Source organism: Fibrella arboris (assembly GCF_041321095.1).
GTDB classification, from domain to species: domain Bacteria; phylum Bacteroidota; class Bacteroidia; order Cytophagales; family Spirosomataceae; genus Fibrella; species Fibrella arboris.
The window spans coordinates 419,484-437,702 of record NZ_JBGGWE010000003.1; the positions used below are offsets into that span (position 1 = coordinate 419,484).

Genomic DNA, 18,219 nt, shown 5'->3' on the forward strand with positions numbered 1-18,219 from the left:
CGCGAGCGAGACGCGAGTATCGCGTCTCTACGGTCCCAACGTTATGAACTCGAATTTTACGTTTCTGATCACTACCCTCCCCGATGTGTGCGAAACAGCGCAGTCGGCCGAGCAGTTTACGTTTGTTCAGCCTGTCGTTAGCGCCGCACTCTGCCGCAAAGGGCTGGAAGAGCTGGTGATGTACATGTACGCCAACGATCCACGGCTGACACCTTCTTTCCCAACTGACCCCAAAGAACGTACCCTGGCCAAACTGATCGGGAACTGGGAATTTAAGAAGTTGATACCGCCGGTCTTGAAAGATCAACTCTTTCTGCTGAAAGATTACGGCAATAAAGCCATTCATGCGGGCGAGGCCAAAGTGACCGCTACCGAAGCGCAGGTGGCACTGAAAGCCCTGTATGGCATTTGTGTGCTCGCCGTGAAAACCTATTTCGGTCCTGGCATCGCCATTCGTCCCTTCGATGAGACCCTGCTGCCGACCAAAGCCGTTTCCCAGACCGCCGACGAGCGCGCCGAGCTGGCCGCCAAGTTGAAGGCCCAGACGCTACAGACCGACATTCATGCCGAACAGCTAAAGGCAAAAGAGGCCGAGATTGAAGCGTTGAAAGCACAGCTCAATCAGAATACCTCGGCGATGAAGTCCTACACCGGCGCTTTTACCGAGGCAGAAACCCGGCAACTCTTTATCGACAAGCTATTGCACGAAGCAGGCTGGCAGGAAGCCCTACCGGGCCAAACCAGCAAAGGCGGCACCTATACCATTGAAGCCGTGCTGTCGGCCACCGACCGGGCCGATTATGTGCTGTGGGGACACGATGGTTTGCCCCTGGCGGTGGTAGAGGCCAAACGAGCCACAGCGGATTTAGAGAAAGGGAAACAACAGGCCGTTCGCTACGCCAACACCCTGACCGAACGCTACGGCCGCCGCCCCCTTATCTATTACACCAACGGCTTTGAAACCGGCTTCTGGGATGATCTGCGCTACGGCCCCCGCCCGGTGCAGGGGTTTCATAAGCCCGACGAAATGACCTGGCTCATCGGTCGGCGGACGGGGCAGCACTCGATCAGTTCACAAAAGATCAACACGGACATTGCCGACCGGTATTACCAGAAACAGGCTATTGCGGCCGTTGACGAGCATTTTGGCCAGAAATTCAGGAAAGCGCTGCTGGTCATGGCTACCGGCAGCGGCAAAACCAGAACTGCCGCCGCCCTGGTCGACGTGCTGATGAAAGCAGGCTGGACCAAACGCATTCTGTTTCTGGCCGACCGCCGCACACTGGTGAAGCAGGCCTACGACAACTTCAAGGAATACCTGCCCGACTATACCGGCCTCAACCTGGTGAAAGACCCCATCACCCCCGCCGCCCGTATTGTGTTTTCGACCTATCAGACCATCCTGAACCGGATCGACAGTGAGTGGCAGGGTAACAACCGCACCTTTGGCATCGGCTACTTCGACCTGATCATCATTGACGAGGCACACCGCAGTATCTACAAAAAATACGGCGCCATTTTCGATTACTTCGATGCCCTGCTGGTTGGGCTGACGGCTACACCCAAAGACGAAACGGACCGGGACACGTTTGGTTTCTTCGATCTGCCAAACAATATGCCTACCTACGATTATCCCCTTGACAAAGCCGTAGCCGACACGTACCTGGTGCCGTACAGAGGTGTGTCGGTCCCGCTCAAGTTCATGCGGCAGGGGATTCACTACGATGAGCTGACTGACGAAGAAAAAGAGCAATACGAAGAAACCTTCGCCGACGAAGAGGGCAACGTACCCGACGGCATCGACCCCGCCGAGCTGAACACCTGGCTATTCAACAAAGACACCGTTGATAAGGTCCTGATTCATCTGATGACCAACGGCCTGATGATCGAAGGCGGCGACCGGCTGGGCAAGTCGATCATTTTTGCCAAAAACCACGCTCACGCTCAATTCATCGTGCAGCGGTTTGGTGCCTTGTTCCCGACTTACGCAGGCCATTTCTGCCAGCTCATCGATTATTCATTAGGCGACGAAACGGAGCGCGTCATCAGCGATTTCACCGATACCCATAAACACGATTTTCAACTGGCGGTATCTGTGGATATGCTCGATACGGGCATCGACATTCCTGACGTGGTCAATCTGGTTTTCTTTAAGCGCGTGCTATCGAAAGCTAAATTCTGGCAAATGATTGGCCGGGGTACCCGGCTGCGTCCAGCTCTTTTTGGGCCAGGTCAGCACAAGCAGTATTTCAACATATTCGACTATTGCAGCAATTTCGAGTTCTTCGCGCAAGACCTGCGTGAAGTAAACAGTCCCATTCCACCTGGCTTAAGTGAGCAGGTGTTCATTACCCGGCTTCGGCTGGCGGTGGCCTTATCCGGACGCGGGACCGCAGCCGATGAGTCAGCTGAGCTTCAGGAGTTCCAAAATACCCTGTTCCAAACCCTGTACAGTCAGGTCCAGATGCTCGATGAGAACAGCTTTCTCGTTCGGCAGCAGTGGAAAAGTGTCTTACGGTTTAAAGATGAATCCCGCTGGAAAGCATTGGCATCGGCCTCACCTGACCCCGCCGATATCAACGAGCTGGAGACATACCTGGCCCCGCTCATCCGCGACGAGCATTCCGACGAAACAGAACGGCGTTTCGACTTACTGCTCCTTCAAATGCAGTTGCATCGAGTAAAAGGCGATACCGAGCGAACGGCAAGTCTACTCAGTAAAGTACGTCAGATTGGCAACGGTTTACAGAAGAAAGGGAGCATACCGCAGGTATCAAAGCACATGCCGCTGATCAACGAGGTAGCCGATCCGGCCTTTTGGCCATCAGTTAGTATACCAGCGCTTGAGCCAGTCCGTCTATCGCTGCGGGGTCTGGTTCGCTACATCGATAAAGAGACACGTCCGGTGATGTACACCGACTTCACCGATGAATTTGTTGGGCCCGAACAGGTTCACGAACGGCTGGTTGGGTACGTTAGCAGCGGAGCTTACCGCGATCAGATGGAAAAACTGATCCGAAATAACAAAGACCACCTGACCATCCGAAAACTACGGGCCAACCAACCAATTACCGAGCACGAGCTAACCGAGTTGGAGCGGATGCTCTTTGAGGGGACCGGTATTGCGTCGAAAGAACAGTTTACGGAAGTGCTTGGCGAACGCCCCCTGGGTGAATTTGTCAGGCAATTAGTAGGCCTTGATGTAATGGCGGCCAAAGAAGCGTTCTCCACCTTTATCAATACGGGTGAACTATCAGCAGCTCAAATTGAATTCGTCGACATGATCATCAATTACCTGGTCGAGAATGGCACCGTCGATAAAAAGATTCTATACAACCAGCCCTTCACCGACGTGGATGGCCAAGGCGTATCCAGCTTACCAGAGGCTCGCAGAAAGCAACTATTCCAGGTTGTAGATCTGATCAATAATAATGCACGGGCATTAGGGTAGAGACGCGAATAGCGCGTCTCTACAAGCGCAACAAAAAAGCCTGTAAGCTATTAACTTACAGGCTTTTAACTTTAAATCTGGCGGTCCGGACGGGACTCGAACCCGCGACCTCCGCCGTGACAGGGCGGCATTCTAACCAACTGAACTACCGAACCAGATTACTATTTACGATGTCGGTGGCGTTGCCGTTTTCCGATATCGTGGTGCAAAAGTAGAGCGTCAGACTACGTGGCGCAAGCCATTCACTGAAAAAAAATCACATTTTTTAACCCAATAAGGCTTTCGCTCTGGCTTACAGGCAAATACAAGGAAAAATATTTTTCTGGCGCTCGGTTATACCAGCTACTCAATTATGCCCATTTAATTAGGGAGTCGAATAGGCAAAGGCTATCTTTCAAGTTAGTAGTCACCTCCCTCTATACGTCTATGATCTTCTCACAAGCCTACGCTGACATGCTGCAGTACAGCCACAGTCGCTGCCACACAGACGGGCAACGTACCTACCCATCACCCTGCCTGGAAATCTATCTGCTCCAGCAGGCACAGCAGAAAGCCAAACGAAAAGAATCGACCATTTTCGGTCAACTGATCAACATCTTCGACTGGAACCTGACCCGAAAGCAACGAAAAGCTTACGTACAGGCCCTGAGCACGGGCTATACACTGGTTGTGACCGATCTGTCGAAGACGATCCTATGGGCAAGCCATAGCTTTTTGAGCATGACCGGCTACACCACCAGCGAAGCCGTGGGCCAGACACCCGCTTTTCTTCAGGGCGAGCAAACCAGCCAGACTGATCTTGTCAGGATTCGGGAACGACTACGCCGGGCGGTCCCGGTAAAAGCTGATCTAATCAACTATCGAAAAGGCGGCGAACCCTACATTTGCCGGGTTGAGATTGCTCCGCTGCGCAATAGTCAAGGCGAATTGACCCACTTTCTGGCTGTCGAATCAGCGGTTTAGTCAGATAGCCGCTACTCGTCGTCGGGACCAGGCGCATCATCGGGCGACATGAGTTCAGCCGCTCCAGCAGGTTTTTCTACCTCCGGATTCGCATCAACCGCCAGCGCTGATTCATCCGGATTGGCGAGTTTAGTCAGGTTAGGCAGCGCAGGCGCTGTCTCTTGGGTCTTGTTTTCCATGAATCGTCAAGTGTATGATTAATCTGTAAACGCGGTCTGACGAAGCCTGTTTTAGTAGTTGAGGGTATGGCCTGACGGTAAATCCGGTTGGTAAGGGTTCAGCGTAAATTGGCAGACAGCCAAACAAATCATGGCCCGGTTTTGGTTAACCCAGTATAACGGTCAGTGATTTTTTGCGAGCCACGCACACCTATGAAACGAGTTGGACAAATTCTTGGCTGGAGCCTGGCGGGTATCGGACTGCTGGTCAGTGTGGCGCTGGCGCTGGCCTGGCTTTTCGATTTCAGGCAGACGGATGCCGAGCTCAACGATGAGTTTGCCCGGCAATCGGTGCGGCCTTCGGTGCGGCGGTATCGCGTTGGTGAGCGCACCATTCGCTATATGGAAACGCCGCCACTGGCTGGAAAACCAACGATCATCTTCGTCCATGGTGCGCCCAGTTCACTCTCTTTTTTTAATGAGTTCTTCAAAGACACCACCCTGCTTAACCGGGCGCAACTGGTCTCTGTTGATCGCCCTGGCTATGGATATTCCGACTTCGGGTGGGTTGAACCATCTATTCTCCGGCAAGCCGAACTGCTCCAACCGCTGATCGACCGCTACCAATCGTCGCCCGATCTGATCATCGTGGGGTCGTCGTATGGTGGGTCTGTATCAGCCCGGCTGGCCATGAATAACCCCGGCGTAATTGACCAGGTCGTGTTCGTATCATCGGCGCTGGGGCCGGGGCTGGAACGTACCTACGGCATTAGTTACTGGGTGGATAAAGCACCCTTACGGGCGCTGGTCCCTCCGCTGCTTCGGCTGGCCAACGACGAAAAACTCGCTCACCGGCATGCACTGGAGGCCATCTTGCCCGACTGGCCACGAATTACAGCGGGAATAACTATGCTGCACGGATTGCGCGATGAGCTGGTCTACCCTACGAATGTTGCCTTTGCCAAAAAGCAATTACGCAACGCTCAGTTCAAGCAGTTCATTCTGCCCGAAAGTCGCCACGACATCGTAGTCAACAAACGGGAATACATCGCGTCCATCCTGCTGACTATATTACCCCCATCCACCCATACGGTGCTGAGTCATGTAAAGACAAACCAGTAGGTTTTGACGGCCGCCGGCGTACAGCAGCCTTTCTCTAGGCAGTTATTTCGATCCGGTTTTGCTCTGGGTCAAACACGACACTTTCGTAGTAGCCATCACCCGTCAGGCGGGGTTCGCCAACCACCGTAAAACCGGCCGTGCGTAGTTGTTCCGTCAGGGCATCTACCTGCGCGTTGCTGCCTACCGAAATCGCAAAATGGATCAGGCCGGCAAACTGCGTCATAGCGTCATTACGGGTGTCGGGAATACCCGGCATCTGCATCAGCTCGAGCCGGGCCCCGCCCTGCGGAAACGACAGAAAGTAGGACGAGAAGCCCTTTGTAGGGTTGGTATATTTCTGGTTGGCCGTTGCCTGAAAATACCGTTCATAGAAGGCTCTCATCGCTTCCAGATCGCGAACCCACAGGGCCAGGTGTTCAATATGCATGCTGCAAAGCTGGCACACGTCAATGGTATTTCAGCCATCCAGATTGACCGGAAATACATCCAGATTACCTTATTGACCTAACGCGCCTTGATCTCCAGCAGCTCTATTGTTTTAAGCTCCTGCTTGGCGTTCCAGCCACAGAGCAGCGTTGCCGTCTGGTCGGTTTCACGGTAGCGGATCGTTACGTCTTTGGTGCCCATCCAGAGCGTACCTGCCGGTTGCTTATCGGATTCAGCCTTGATAACGTTATCCAGCAGTGACCGGGTTGCAGCGGTCGGGAGCCGCATGTAGGTACTGGATGCCGACGACGTGCTACCGATGTTCAGCCAGATGTGGGCATCACAGCCGTCGACAGGAAGTTGATTTCCAACAACCCGCGCTTCAGCTTCTACAAGGGGGTTAGCGGCCGTTATGCCTGCCTGATTCTGGCAGGTTGCCGAAACGGCCAGCAAGGCAATGATCAGTAGGTTTTTCATGGCAGTACTGGTTCTATACGTAACGATTCTGCGGTGTACCAATGGGTTGGAAATGGCCCGAAAATGCGTTGTGGCAGCCCTTATGTCTCCACGAAATCAAGCTCTTTGGCAAAGGTTTCTTCCATACGCGACAAGGACCAGAAAGCGAGTGAGAACACCAAAAGGCCCAGCATACCCGCCGCCACCAACGTGCCCCCGACCGGCTTCAGCGCCTGAAACAGCAGCGTCATCGGAATCAGCATACCCCGCACAATACTGGGTGCAGAGGTAGTAGCCGTGGCGCGTAGATTGGTACCATACTGCTCGGCCACCATGGTCAGGTACATGGCAATGTAACCCGTACATATACCGAGCAAAAAGCAGATACCATACAGGGCATTGGCCGTCTGCAACCCGCCAAACAGGTAAACGGCCGAGAGTGTCATGCTTGCCATGAGCAGGTACGTTACGGCCCACCGGCGCGACTGTAGCCACTGGCTGAGCGGCCCGGAAAGCAAATCGCCCACAGCCAGCCCTATGTAGAGCAGCATGACACAGCGCCCGGGTTCAAGGGCCGTACCGAGCGCCATCGCCTCGCCAAACTCGTTGGCAAAAGTGGCCAGAATACCCACGATGAACCAGGTTGGCAATCCAACAGCCACACAGCGCATGAACTTGACCATGCGGCCGGGACTACTGAAGAAATACAGGAAATTACCCCGGCTCACTTCGCCATGCTCCTGTTTCAGGTTGGTGAACAGCCCAGACTCGAACATGCTCACGCGCAGCAACAGCAGGGCCAGCCCCATACCCCCACCCACGAAGAAGGCCGTCTGCCAGTCGAACAGGGTGCTGGTGGCATAAGCGACGCCCGCACCCAGGTAGCCGACGCCCGCCACAATAGATGACCCATACCCACGAATGGCTTTGGGCAATATTTCAGACACCAGTACCATGGCGGCACCAATCTCGCCAGACAGGCCCACGCCCGCCACGAATCGCATTAGGGCATAATAAGTGGTGGGTGAGATGATGGTCATATAGGGCACGAAGCCACAGGCAATATTAGCGAGTGAATACATGATGATACTGCCAAACAGCACCGACATCCGACCCTTACGATCACCGATGACACCCCACAGAATGCCCCCCACAAGCAACCCAGCCTGCTGGCAATACAGGATATAAGCCCCCACCTGCGACACCTCGGCTTTGGTCAGCCCCAATGATTGCAAGCTGGGTACGCGTACAATGTTGAAGATGAGCATATCGTACACATCAACAAAAAAACCCAGCGCCGACACGATCACGGGTAACGACCAAAGCGGCGAGAGTGCCGTGCGAGGAGCCTGGACTGAGGGACTAGGAGCTAAGGGCATGGTGGTGATTGGCGTAGGGCTGGGAACAGGGGACTTTGGTAAATACCTCACTCCAGGCCCCCGCTTTAGTCTCCGTTTACTCTTCGATAAAATCCATATCCTTACCGTGCGTTTCCGGAATGGTCAGGATGCTGTAGAAACCGAGCGCGAAAGCAATGACACCAACGATGGCTCCGGCGTAAATGACGCCGTGCAATGGTTTGGCGAATTGATAAAGCGTTGTCATCGGAAAGGTCAGGCCACGCACCATATTGGGCACGGTGGTAGCCGCTGTGGCGCGTAAATTAGTCCCAAATTGCTCGGCTCCGATGGTGACAAACATGGCCCAGTAGCCAATGCCGAAGCCCAACGCCAGACAGGTCATGTAGAGCGCGTCGGCCGTAGTTAGTCCGGCAAAGAGGTAGATCAGGGTCGCTATGAAGGTGAAGGCCATCAGTAGCGTCACCGCTTTTTTTCGCGATGCCAGCGCCTGACTGATAAAGCCGCTGGCCAGATCACCCGTCGACAGGCCAACGTAACACCACATAATGGCCAGCCCTGGCTTCACCTCTTCCGTGATGCCCAGTGCCGTACCAAACTCGTTGGAAAAAGTGGCCAGCACGCCAATGACAAACCAGGTGGGAATGCCCAGCCCGATGCATTTCAGGTAGCGGCTTAGCCGTTCGCCATTCGTGAAGAAAGCAAAGAAATTACCCTTCTTCACCGATTGATCGGCCGATACGTTTTTGAACATGCCCGACTCAACGACACCCACCCGCAGCAGCAGCAGGCCGATACCCAGCCCGCCACCAATAAAATAGGCCAGCGGCCAGTCGAATAATTTAACGGTGAAATAAGCCACAACAGCCCCCGAAAGGCCAACTCCCGCAACCAGCGACGTACCTATGGCCCGCAGCCGGGTGGGTAGTACTTCACTCACAAGCGTGATACCGGCCCCCAGTTCACCCGCCAGACCCACACCCGCCACAAACCGCATCAGGGCATAATAGCTGGTCGGTTCCATAAACGTCACTTTTGGAATAAATCCGCAGGCGATGTTGGCGATTGAGTAGGTGATAATACTGCCGAACAACACAGACAGTCGGCCGCGTTTGTCACCCAGGATGCCCCAGAGAATGCCGCCGAGCAGCAGCCCAACCATCTGCCAGTTGAAAATTCGCGTGCCTTCCGTAGAAATCTGTTCAGCGGTCAGGCCCAGTGCTTTTAAACTGGGTACGCGCACGATGCCAAACAACAGCAGGTCGTAGATATCGACGAAGTAGCCCAGCGCAGCCACAATAACGGGCAGGCTGAAAAGGCCAACGCCCTTTTTGGTCGAATCGGTATCAGGTAAAGAAGTTTGCATACAGGCAGAGGAAGTCGGGAGATTTTTAACTAAAGTGTAAAATAAGTCAACACGGCGGCACGGCATACGCAATGCCCGACGAAACGGTTCATTTGTCTGCCGAATAAGGGGTACGATGTTGGCTTACCAACGTGTCGATCTGCCGGGTTGTGTCAAAAGCAATGCGTAACGACCATACAGTCAGCACCACACGGCTACAGACAAATGCCTGCTGTAGCAGGAGTAGTAGCACGATAAGCAGCCAGCTATGGGCTTGAAACAGCGATTCGGCGAGGAAGTAGATACCGAAGAGTCCCGTTCCTATCAGTATCAGCAACAGGTAGCGGCCAAACGTAGCCAGCCAGTGTTGGCCAACGAACCGCCAGCTCTGGCCATAGGCCCGAAAGGCAATCTGCTGGTCGGTAGCGAACAGCAGCACGCTGGCATATTGACTAGTGCAGAGTATCCGGGCCAGGGCCAGCCCAAACAGCAGCAGCACCACCGCGCCGGTAGCCACGTACCCACGTTCGGTAAACGGATCATCGAGCGCCTCTGCCAGCAACGTACCCAGCAACAGGCCAACCGTGATCAGCAACAGCAGCCAGAGTGAGGCAAACAAGGCCGTAACACCCAGCAGCCGTAGGTTTCGACTGAAATAATGTGTGGCAGACTGCCAGAACGTAACCGCCGAAAAACCGTTTGAAAAGCTGTACAGGATACCGCCTTTTGCCCATACGCCAAGCAGCAACGACAACACCGACGTCCACCAGCCGGCTCTGATCAGCGGCCAGACAGCGTGGCCATGCACATGCATAAAATCGGCGAAAACGGTGTAGTTGAAACCGGGCAGCAGTTGCAACGGAGCCAGCGATTCGGCGGCCTCGCTGTTTAGTGTGCTGAAAAAAGCCAGCGTTACAGGAAGTGCCGGCAGCAGGGCGAGCAGAAAAAGCAAAACCAGCAATGGCCAGTGGCGCAGGGTAATGGTCAGTGTTTGGGCGAGCATACGGATGCGGCGGATAGCCACGCCGAATATAGCCAACTGGCTGTGGGCCACCAAAACCTTATGCCTGCCTTACCCGTATAGACTGGTATGCACCACACCCTACTCCTCGCTCTTTTGCTGCTAACGCCTCCCGACTCAACCGCGCCGAAGCGATTTAGCCTGCTTCCGCTCCCACTGCTCTACTACACACCCGAAACCCGGTTCAGCTACGGTGCAGCGGCTACGGCGACTTTCCGCTTTCGGAGCGACACCGCCCGCCAGGAATCTCCATTCGGGGTCCGGCCGTCGCAGGTGACCGTGGGCGCAGCCTACACGCAGAATAAGCAGCTGCTGTTTTATATACCGTTCCAGATCTTTTACAAAAACAACCGCTACTTCGCCAACGGTGAACTGGGTTATTACCGCTACAACTACTATTTCTTTGGCCTTGGGCAACGCAACGTACCCGCCGAATTATACGGCGTCAACTTTCCCCGCGTTCGGGTGAATATGTTTCGGCGTATATCGAAAGCCGACCCCGACAAACCGGGACGTGGCTTGTATGCGGGGCTTCGGTACCAGTACGAAAACTACCAGGTGACCAGCGTGGTCCCCAACGGCGCACTGGCCTCCGCCCACGTACCTGGCATGGAGATCCCTGGCGGGATGGGCAGTCTGCTTTCGGGTATCGGCGTTGGTCTTTTCTATGATTCGCGCAACACCGTTTTCTATCCTGGCCGGGGCATGGTGGCCGATCTAACGTACCTGAGCCAGGGGCAGGCCATTGGTAGTCAGGTACGTTTCGACAGGTACGTTGCCGATGTAGCCAGCTATCATCCGCTGGGCACCGAAGCAACGCTGGCCCTTAATTATGTCCTGAGCGTCACGAGCGGCGGCGAGGCTCCTTTCAATGCGCTCTCGTTGCTGGGCGGCACCAAACGCAGCCGGGGCTATTACGAAGGCCGTTTCCGGGATGCCAATCTGGCGCTGCTTCAGGCCGAATACAGGCTGCACCTTTGGCGGCGGTTAGGCGCAGTGGCCTTTGGCTCGGTCGGCTTTCTGGGCAATCGCAGTGATTTTCTGCGGCTCAACGACCCCAAAGCGGCCTACGGAGCCGGCCTTCGTTTCCGCGTCAACCGAGACCTGGTCAATATTCGTCTCGATTATGGCAGAGGCATTCCGTATACCAGCCTTGGCGCCAGCGGTGTGTACCTGACCATCGGCGAAGCATTTTGATGGCGCGTTCATGAACAAGGCCTACTGGCCAGCGGCTTTGCTGCAGCCCTACCGGTAATCTGGCGGAGCCCTCAGTATGCATTGCCCCTTATTTTTTTCTTCCTTCATTCCGTCCAGCCTTGTACTCCTGCGTCCCCTTGTCCAGTGCTCATGTTGTTTGTTAAAACAATTCTATAGTTTTGAAGCGTTTACTGAACCATAAGCCAACTCGGCCAAACCACGTAAAACCATGTCAAGAGGATTAATCATTTTTGTTGTCGTTGCTGCCCTGCTGGGCATGTACGGCTGTAGTTCATACAACGGCTTAGTTGATAAAGATACCAATGTAGACAAGTACTGGAGCCAGGTACAAACTCAGTATCAACGTCGTGCCGACCTGATTCCAAACCTGGTCCGTACTGTACAGGGCGTTGCCAATTTCGAGAAGAGCACCCTTCAGGGAGTCATTGAGGCCCGGGCCAATGCTACGTCTATCAAACTGTCGGCCGATCAGCTGACGCCCGAAAACATCCAGAAATTTCAGGCGGCCCAGGATCAGCTGGGAGGCTCGCTCTCACGCCTGCTGGCTGTTTCAGAGAATTATCCGCAGTTGAAAGCAACACAGAATTTCTCGGAACTACAGGCGCAGCTTGAAGGCACTGAAAACCGGATTGCTGTGGCCCGGAATGATTTCAACACGGCTGCTACTGATTATAACAAGTCGGTGCGCTCGTTTCCGAACAACATCTTTGCCGGCATCTTCGGCTTCCCACGCAAAGGGCTGTTCGAGGCCAGCGCCGCTGCCCAGAACGCCCCAACCGTTGATTTCGGCACGCAGAAATAGACCTGTATACTGCATAATGGATCATGCACAATGGCTTCGTTGAAGGCCTGAATGGTGCTCAGGCAACGCCATTGTACATGATCCATTGTTCGTTATTCATCGAGCACATGATCCTTACTCCCGACCAGCAACAGCAGATTATCGCCGCTATCCGGCAGGCCGAACGCGAAACGTCGGGCGAAATCCGGGTGCATATCGAAGCCAATTGCCCAGACGGTGATCCGGTAAAACGGGCTATCGACGTGTTTCGGCACCTGGGTATGCATCAGACCAAAGAGCAAAACGGCGTGCTGTTTTATCTGGCACACGACGACCGGAAATTTGCGGTTCTGGGGGATAAGGGAATCGATGCCAACGTACCTGCCGACTTCTGGGAGAGCACAAAAGCACTGATGCGCCAGCATTTCGCCGTTAACGAGTATGCCGCAGGTCTTAGCCAGGGCATCGAACGCGCCGGGCAGCATCTGAAAACATTTTTTCCCTGCGCTCCCGACGACACCAACGAACTGCCCGACGATATTTCATTTGGCTGAGCCAACCTGTTCTCTGCCTGACTCCACCGTTATCCGTGACTGATTTTCGCCTTGTTTTCCGGCTGCTTTCGCCCAGACTCGCCAGTCTGTGGCTACTCGGCATGCTGTTGTCCCTGACACTGCACGCCCAGGTTGTGCCTGACGATTCATTGCCAGACCGCCCCTCGCCCCCCCGTCTGGTCAACGATCTGGTGGGTATGCTGTCGCCGGGCGAGGTGCAGCAGCTGGAGCAAAAACTCGTTGCCTACAACGACTCCACCTCCTCTCAGTTAGCCATTGTCGTCGTTAAATCGACGGGCCTCTATGAACCGTCCGACTATGCCTTTTCGATTGGCCGTAAGTGGGGCGTGGGGCAGAAAGGCAAAAACAACGGCGTGGTCTTACTGTGGGCAACCGGCACCCGCAAAATCTTTATTGCCACTGGTCGCGGTATGGAAGGCGTTCTGCCCGATGCCATTGCCAAACGCATTGTCAGCCAGATCATTGTTCCAAATTTTAAGCAGCAACAATATTCCCAGGGGCTCAACGAAGCCGTCGACGAGATGTTTCGTCGGGCTACGGGCGAGTATAAAGCCGCTCCCGCCTCGGCTGACGATTCTGGCGGTGGCGAACTCATCATCTGGCTAATCATCATCGGCGTGATCATCTTCTTCGTCATCCGGTCGCGGGGGGGCGGAGGCGGAGGTACGCGGTATCGGGGCGGCGGTGGTATGTTCCTACCCTACACGACCTTCTCGGGCTGGGGCAGCTCATCGGGTAGCTGGGGCGGCGGTGGCAGCAGCGGAGGCGGTGGTGGCTTCGGCGGTTTTGGCGGCGGCGACTTCGGCGGAGGCGGCGCAGGCGGCGACTACTAGGCAGGTGCTTACCGTTGCTTCGCGCATGGGCCGAGCACCCCTACCCCTATTTTATAACCGCAGTTTCCGTCGTGTTCAGCCCCAATAAACTATTCCTGTTCAGCGGGCGTTGGAAAGAACGTACAGCGTAGAATAGGATTATGGTAAAGATTGGGCCAATTGAATTAGGTGATTTTCCGTTGCTGCTGGCTCCTATGGAGGATGTTAGCGATCCGCCTTTTCGGGCGGTCTGTAAGGAAAACGGAGCCGATTTGATGTACACAGAATTCATCTCGTCGGAAGGCCTCATTCGCGACGCCGCCAAGAGCGTTCAGAAACTTGACATTTTCGAATACGAGCGGCCCATCGGCATTCAGCTTTTCGGTTCCGATATAGAAACGATGGGTGAATGCACGCGCATTGCCACCCGCGCTAACCCCGATCTGATCGATATCAATTACGGTTGCCCGGTGAAAAACGTGGCCTGCCGGGGTGCCGGTGCCGCGCTTCTACAGGACATCCCGAAGATGGTGCTGATGACTAAGGCCGTTGTTGAGGCCACGCACCTACCCGTTACGGTAAAAACCCGCCTCGGCTGGGACGATGGCACCAAGAATATAATGGACGTGGCCGAGCGCCTTCAGGATATTGGCATTCAGGCACTTACCGTGCATGGACGTACCCGCGTACAAATGTATAAAGGCGAAGCCGACTGGACATTGATCGGTCGGGTGAAAGAAAATCCGCGTATCAAGATTCCAATTTTCGGCAACGGTGATATCGACTCGCCCGAAAAAGCGCTCGAGTACAAAAACCGGTATGGCGTCGATGGGGTCATGATTGGCCGGGCCAGCATTGGTTACCCCTGGATTTTCAACGAGATCAAGCATTTCGTAAAAACCGGACAGCACCTTGCTCCACCTACCCTGACCGATCGCATCACCGCCTGCCGCAAACACCTCGACTTCTCGATTAAATGGAAAGGTGATCGGTTGGGCATTTTCGAGATGCGTCGCCACTACGCCAATTACTTTAAAGGCCTGCCTGATTTCAAACAGTTTCGTATGCGCTTCGTCGTGGCTGATACGTATGATGAATTGCTGGCCATTCTGCATGAAGTAAGCGAACACTACGACGGCGTCATGGCTTGATTGATGGTACACGGATTAAATCCGCGTCAAGCTCTTTACACCTATTCAATCAGCGTCCTATAGAAAATCCGTGTGTACTGGTTCGTCTTGAAGTAGGTCTACACGAACCTCGTGAATGTATGGTCGGCGACACAGCGCGGCCTAGTCGCGAACAAATCAGCCAGGGACACCTCAATGGAGGGATTATTTACCGCCAGCTAGCCATTCAATAGGGCATTGGCCATCCCCATAGGCATCGATGGCGTCTTACAACATCAGGGTCATTTGCCTCGCCGAAAGGCGGCAGACGAGACTAAGAAAAGTATGATCGAGTAGTTCATTCCGTCCGATCCTCAATCTCCGAGTACTTTAAAAATCGACAACTATCACGATATGGTGTACAAGCAGGCCGGCTTACAACAGTGCAGTCCTGCTCAATTCGAGTTTAAAGATATCGCTCAAACTGGCAGGAGGCTGTCCGCCAAAAACCGACCACCTCATCTTATCCATCGGTAGCATTATTACGCTCTGCTTCAACTTATTTCGTTTACTTATTCCTCCCCACTACGACCCCACTTTCTAAACTGACCCGTTGCCGTACCCAGCCATGATACGTACCTATCGCGTCCAGACCGATACTACTACCTCGGCTAAAGACCAGACCATCCGCAATTCCATCGATACTACACTGCGGCAGACTACGTATAAACAAAGTACCGAACCCATTACCATCCTCAGTATTGAGCAAGTCGTCTTCCGGCAGAGCGACCAGTCACCTATGGCCCACCTGCTCAACGACCTCAACCCCATCAACGAGTGGTTAGTCTTCGAGGTAGGGCCGCTGGGCGAGTTATTACATCTGCATAACCTGCCTAAGTTACAGGAACGCTGGCAGCAACTCAAGCCTTTCCTATGGAACAAGTACGCCCGTACTCAGGACGGGGTACGGTTTTTAAACGCCTTTGAGTACCAGCTTTATCGGGGCGACCTGCTGGTTAACATCAAGCACAAAGGAGCTTATGGCGTGTTGATGCCTGCTTTGTTCGGCCCCACTGGGCAGGTGCGCCAAGGCATCAGCACTCGCCGGATGACGGGCTTCTTCGGTGACATTGACTTGCCACTGACAGTGGAAACAACGGTGCAAAACAGCCTACAGATGCCCGGTGTCCTTGACCTCTATGTGGTACTCAAAGCTGACACAGCCCAGTTAGATGAAGACCGCCTTCGGGCGATGGCGCAAGAGGCAATGGGTCTACCCAACTTTCAGGTTGTGCATCGTATCGAAGGGCAGGAACACTACAAACTGGCTCCTGATGCCACGTTACTGGAAGCCACCCAGAAGCTGAGTGTGGTCATTGAGGGCTTGTATCATCACTACACCCAGCACACCCTAACTCTGGAAGCCAATGGCTGATGGCGATAAATACATCCCCAACGGGGTATGGCTGCGCTGCGACAAGGGGACATTGACGGGGCGGCTGACAATCATCCCCAAGACCGTCAAGCTCTACGGGCAGGATTGGGCCGGTCAATTCGATGCTACCCCGATGGTGAACATTCCCACCTTCGGGGTGTGTGCCATCATTAAAGCCTGTGTGCCAGCGACAGTGGTGTGGCAGGGGACACAGGCCGATGTGAGTACTCTGGGGCAGAGTCCTATCTTAGACACCTCCACCTGTCAGTGTACGGTGGGAGGCACGATCAGGATCTACTTCACCAAGCAGGCGGCAGATGATGCTGGGGCCGAACAGGAGGCCAAAGAAGATGCCAATTTCTGGGGCGATATTGCTACAGGCTTATTGATAGCTGGGGCCGTGGTCGGTACGGTAGCCATCGTGGTCGCCAGTGGTGGCACGGCTTTGGCGGTGCTTGGTGCCGCCGCCGCCACAGGCGCAGCGGTGGGCGGCGTAGCTGGTGCTGTGCAGGGAGGCATAACGGGTGGAGCCAGTGGAGCGGCATCGGGGTTTCTGATGGGAGCTGGACTGGGGGCCTTAGGCGGCATTGCAGCAGTTGGCGCACCTTTGCTGGCGGGGGCCGCAGCAGTGGCAGGCGTGATAAGTCTGGGCTATCTGGGCAAGGCCTTTTATCATAACCCAAGCCAAGAGAATGGGTTAGTCCTGGTGGGCGCTACGGCAGCAATCATTGCTGGCGGGCTTACAGGGCGAGGTGTCAACCGTTTACAACAAATGCGGGCTACCCCTAAGGCTATCCCACCTCAAAACAATCCTGCCCCAAAACCCACTACACGCCAACTTGCTGATGAAGCCCACGCGCTTCTAAAACCTGATACACAGCGCTATAAAACTACTGCGGTTGGCAGAGATAAGAACGGGAAGCTATACATTTCATCAAGTGATGAAAGAGTACCACCTGTGCAAAGAGAATGGGCCAAGCAACAGGGCATTACACCCGTGAAAGGGAAGGGCCATGCCGAGGAAACAATAATTAAAAACGTTAAAGAAGTAGAGCATGTTGACGCATCAAGGCATGTCTGTCTGGACTGTCAGGGTACGATGCATCAAAATAAAGTTAGTACAGATACACCTTTCAGCGGTAAACGAAGCCGAAACAGGGCAAACAGTAGCAATGCCCCCAATGCACCACCAAGTGGTAAACCACAAAGACAACGAAAGAAAAAACCATAACTTTACCACTGTCAATACATCCCATCAATAATGTACCCAGAACAATTCCTGTCTGAAATGGCTCAACTGCCGTTTGCGAAACAATGCCTTTTAGGCTTGAGCCAGGCCGAACGGATAATTCATTTTTTCAAGGCATTTGAAGATGAGTGGGATACAGATCAAACACATGAAAATATGCTTTACTTTTTAGATAAGGCATACGAATATGTCTTACAGCCTGATTCGTTGGCAAATCGTGATTTGACTAATATTTTAGTTGAAGTTGAAAAAGGAATTCCAGACACCGAGGAGTACGAAGATGGAGGAACAGAGGTAATTTATGGGCAGAATGCTGCTCTAGCCCTCTTCTGTAGTATCAAATTCATAAAAAATAATGATTTAAGTTCTTTGGAAGAGGCTATCAGTAAGACAGTTGATACAGTTGATGGAGTTACACTTGATAAAATGGGAAATGAAGACTATGATACGCAACCAAATCTTGAGCAGGAAATTGGCCTTCAATTAGATTTCATGGAGTTTATCAATAACATGGACATAAATCAAGAATCTGTAAATTCTTTACGAATTCTAAGTCGCCAAAACGCAATAGTCATATAGCTCTGCTGATCCACGTTACGGCCTACAGGCAGACAGGCATCACTCCCATGAATGAATGAAGGCCAATCGGGCAACTTTCTGGGTGTGAAAGGCGTCTCGTCCTGAAGTAGGTCTACACGAACCTCGTGAATGTATGGTCGGCCACTCAGCGCAGCCCAGTC

Annotated in this window: 17 protein-coding genes and 1 tRNA gene; 11 read left to right on the forward strand and 7 right to left on the reverse strand. The window is 53.8% G+C overall.

Features of this window, described 5'->3' with window-relative positions:
• The first annotated feature begins 43 nt into the window (after positions 1 to 43).
• A complete protein-coding gene (locus tag ACAW75_RS06810) occupies positions 44 to 3,451 on the forward strand; it encodes a DEAD/DEAH box helicase family protein (protein ID WP_370727934.1) in 3,408 nt (1,135 codons plus the stop codon).
• 78 nt (positions 3,452 to 3,529) lie between these two features.
• Here the strand turns inward: ACAW75_RS06810 and ACAW75_RS06815 are convergent.
• Positions 3,530 to 3,606, reverse strand: a tRNA-Asp gene (locus ACAW75_RS06815).
• 271 nt (positions 3,607 to 3,877) lie between these two features.
• On the opposite strand from ACAW75_RS06815, the gene ACAW75_RS06820 reads away from it, so the two are divergent.
• Positions 3,878 to 4,414, forward strand: a complete 537-nt coding sequence (locus ACAW75_RS06820) for a PAS domain-containing protein (protein ID WP_370727935.1) — start codon at positions 3,878 to 3,880, stop codon at positions 4,412 to 4,414.
• An 11-nt stretch (positions 4,415 to 4,425) separates the two neighbouring features.
• Here ACAW75_RS06820 and ACAW75_RS06825 read toward each other — a convergent pair whose 3' ends face one another.
• Positions 4,426 to 4,593 carry a hypothetical protein gene (locus ACAW75_RS06825; protein ID WP_370727936.1) on the reverse strand — a complete coding sequence of 56 codons (168 nt, stop codon included), beginning with the start codon at positions 4,591 to 4,593 and terminating at the stop codon, positions 4,426 to 4,428.
• Positions 4,594 to 4,785: 192 nt separating this feature from the next.
• Between ACAW75_RS06825 and ACAW75_RS06830 the strand changes: the two genes are divergently transcribed.
• Complete coding sequence (locus tag ACAW75_RS06830; RefSeq protein WP_370727937.1) at positions 4,786 to 5,694, forward strand: alpha/beta fold hydrolase; 909 nt, start codon at positions 4,786 to 4,788, stop codon at positions 5,692 to 5,694.
• 34 nt (positions 5,695 to 5,728) lie between these two features.
• Here ACAW75_RS06830 and ACAW75_RS06835 read toward each other — a convergent pair whose 3' ends face one another.
• From ACAW75_RS06835 to ACAW75_RS06855, 5 genes are all read right to left on the reverse strand, one after another.
• The gene (locus tag ACAW75_RS06835) at positions 5,729 to 6,121 is read right to left on the reverse strand and encodes a VOC family protein (RefSeq protein WP_370727938.1); all 393 of its coding nucleotides are present in this window, start codon (positions 6,119 to 6,121) and stop codon (positions 5,729 to 5,731) included.
• Between the two features lie 77 nt (positions 6,122 to 6,198).
• Positions 6,199 to 6,597 (reverse strand): hypothetical protein, encoded by a 399-nt coding sequence (locus ACAW75_RS06840; RefSeq protein ID WP_370727939.1) that lies wholly within the window; start codon positions 6,595 to 6,597, stop codon positions 6,199 to 6,201.
• Positions 6,598 to 6,677: 80 nt separating this feature from the next.
• On the reverse strand, positions 6,678 to 7,955 hold the full coding sequence (locus ACAW75_RS06845; RefSeq protein ID WP_370727940.1) for an MFS transporter: 1,278 nt from the start codon (positions 7,953 to 7,955) through the stop codon (positions 6,678 to 6,680).
• Positions 7,956 to 8,031: 76 nt separating this feature from the next.
• Positions 8,032 to 9,300: an MFS transporter gene (locus ACAW75_RS06850; RefSeq protein WP_370727941.1), complete on the reverse strand. Its 1,269-nt coding sequence runs from the start codon at positions 9,298 to 9,300 to the stop codon at positions 8,032 to 8,034.
• A gap of 88 nt (positions 9,301 to 9,388) precedes the next feature.
• Complete coding sequence (locus tag ACAW75_RS06855) at positions 9,389 to 10,282, reverse strand: hypothetical protein (protein WP_370727942.1); 894 nt, start codon at positions 10,280 to 10,282, stop codon at positions 9,389 to 9,391.
• An 87-nt stretch (positions 10,283 to 10,369) separates the two neighbouring features.
• Here ACAW75_RS06855 and ACAW75_RS06860 point away from each other — a divergent pair, with 87 nt between their 5' ends.
• The 8 genes from ACAW75_RS06860 to ACAW75_RS06895 all read left to right on the forward strand — a co-directional run bounded on the left by ACAW75_RS06860 (position 10,370) and on the right by ACAW75_RS06895 (position 18,058).
• Entirely contained in the window at positions 10,370 to 11,497 is a 1,128-nt protein-coding gene (locus ACAW75_RS06860; protein WP_370727943.1) for a BamA/TamA family outer membrane protein, read from the forward strand.
• Positions 11,498 to 11,726: 229 nt separating this feature from the next.
• The gene (locus ACAW75_RS06865; protein WP_370727944.1) at positions 11,727 to 12,320 is read left to right on the forward strand and encodes a LemA family protein; all 594 of its coding nucleotides are present in this window, start codon (positions 11,727 to 11,729) and stop codon (positions 12,318 to 12,320) included.
• 107 nt (positions 12,321 to 12,427) lie between these two features.
• Positions 12,428 to 12,853 (forward strand): TPM domain-containing protein, encoded by a 426-nt coding sequence (locus ACAW75_RS06870; protein WP_370728094.1) that lies wholly within the window; start codon positions 12,428 to 12,430, stop codon positions 12,851 to 12,853.
• Positions 12,854 to 12,954: 101 nt separating this feature from the next.
• Positions 12,955 to 13,707 (forward strand): TPM domain-containing protein, encoded by a 753-nt coding sequence (locus ACAW75_RS06875; RefSeq protein WP_370728095.1) that lies wholly within the window; start codon positions 12,955 to 12,957, stop codon positions 13,705 to 13,707.
• 140 nt (positions 13,708 to 13,847) lie between these two features.
• Positions 13,848 to 14,837, forward strand: coding sequence for a tRNA dihydrouridine synthase DusB (gene dusB, locus ACAW75_RS06880; RefSeq protein ID WP_370727945.1), 990 nt, complete (start codon positions 13,848 to 13,850; stop codon positions 14,835 to 14,837).
• Positions 14,838 to 15,423: 586 nt separating this feature from the next.
• Positions 15,424 to 16,230, forward strand: a complete 807-nt coding sequence (locus ACAW75_RS06885; protein ID WP_370727946.1) for a hypothetical protein — start codon at positions 15,424 to 15,426, stop codon at positions 16,228 to 16,230.
• Positions 16,223 to 17,461: a DUF4280 domain-containing protein gene (locus tag ACAW75_RS06890; RefSeq protein ID WP_370727947.1), complete on the forward strand. Its 1,239-nt coding sequence runs from the start codon at positions 16,223 to 16,225 to the stop codon at positions 17,459 to 17,461. Before ACAW75_RS06885 ends, ACAW75_RS06890 begins: the two co-directional genes overlap by 8 nt.
• A gap of 30 nt (positions 17,462 to 17,491) precedes the next feature.
• A complete protein-coding gene (locus tag ACAW75_RS06895; protein WP_370727948.1) occupies positions 17,492 to 18,058 on the forward strand; it encodes a DUF416 family protein in 567 nt (188 codons plus the stop codon).
• Positions 18,059 to 18,219 lie beyond the last annotated feature (161 nt).